This window comes from Salipiger bermudensis (assembly GCF_017309175.1).
GTDB classification, from domain to species: Bacteria; Pseudomonadota; Alphaproteobacteria; order Rhodobacterales; family Rhodobacteraceae; genus Salipiger; species Salipiger bermudensis.
Map to the genome: position 1 here is coordinate 1 of NZ_JAEKJV010000052.1, position 1,296 is coordinate 1,296.

A 1,296-nucleotide genomic window follows, 5' to 3' on the forward strand; every position below is an offset into this window, starting at 1 on the left:
TGCCTGGCTGGCCGACATCCTCGACCGCATTCATGATCACAAGATCAACCGGCTCGAAGAACTGCTTCCATGGCAATGGACGCCATCACACTAATCCGCGGTCACAATCGGGCGGTTACGACAGAGGGCAGCCGGGCCGTCGGCCTGATCTCGCACGTCGGACTGGTGCAGGAGGCTATTCCACAAGGCTTTTACGTGCGCTCGACCCCAAGCGGCAGCCGGGTCGAGGAAAGAAGGGGTACGGGATGACGGACCGCTGGTATTACCGGAAGGCACACAACCGCCGTCTGTCGACTGGGCGCACGGTATCCGTCCGCGGCGGTTGGGCAGTCCGGGGCGATCGTGAAAGCAAGAGGGGCGCATCGTTCAGGCGGACTTGTCCAATATGTGGGGCGCTGATCGTAAGCGTTGGCATGCCCAGAGGAGGGTGGGTCCATTTTGAGGGAGGCAAAGGCCTGACACGAATTAAGCACCCTTGCCTGCATCTTGGCGAGGGTCTGAGCAGGCGGCGCGACGAGGACACACCGGATCTTTTCGAAAGCCTGCCTTAGCTCGTTGCCGGATCACACAGAGCGATTCTGACCAAAACACTTAGGTCGATGTTCAAACCACGACCCTTTGGCCGCATCGATGAACGTAAGTATTGGCGGCAAGCGCTCCTCCCTCAATGAACCGAGAAGGTCCCTGTCACGGTGTGATCGTTGACGTGGAAGCTACCCGCTCAATCCGACAGGCCGAGGTCGGGTCGACAAAGACCATGCTGAACCGCGTAAAGGCCAAGTTCGATTTGCATCCTGAACGCCTGATCGCGGACACCGCCTATGGCACCGGGCCGCTGCTGGGCTGGTTAGTGGACCGCAAAATCGCACCTCACATCCCTGTCTTCGATAAGTCAGGACGCAACGACGGAACATGGACGCGTGCCGACTTCGAATGGGATGCCGAGAACGATCAATATATTTGCCCTGAGGGGCAGGAACTCAAGCAGTTCCGTCGCAACTACTCAGACCCGAACCGGGGACCGACCGGCAAGGGCACAGCTCGCTACCGCGCGTTAAAGGAGGTCTGTCAGGCCTGCCCATCCAAAGCCAAGTGCTGTCCAAACGCTGATGCCCGCAAAATCAGCCGCGAGGAAACTGAAGACGCCCGCCAGGTTGCCCGCGACATCGCCAAGACCTGTCAATCGGCAGCCAATCGTGACCCCCTATCGGCATCCAAAAATGACCCCCTTGGAGCGCCCGGGTAGCTGGCCCGATGCGGTGTAGCCCTCACACAGCGCAGCCGTATCGGGCCAGC

At 60.0% G+C, this 1,296-nt stretch carries 1 protein-coding gene and 1 pseudogene; both read left to right on the forward strand.

Annotation, left to right across the window (positions count from 1 at the left end):
• Positions 1-94 (forward strand): transposase domain-containing protein (locus JF542_RS24305; protein ID WP_207077592.1); only part of this gene is annotated, 94 nt, incomplete at its 5' end.
• 594 nt (positions 95-688) lie between these two features.
• Positions 689-1,183 (forward strand): annotated as a pseudogene (locus JF542_RS24310) (transposase); the annotation flags it as partial.
• Between the last annotated feature and the right edge of the window lie 113 nt (positions 1,184-1,296).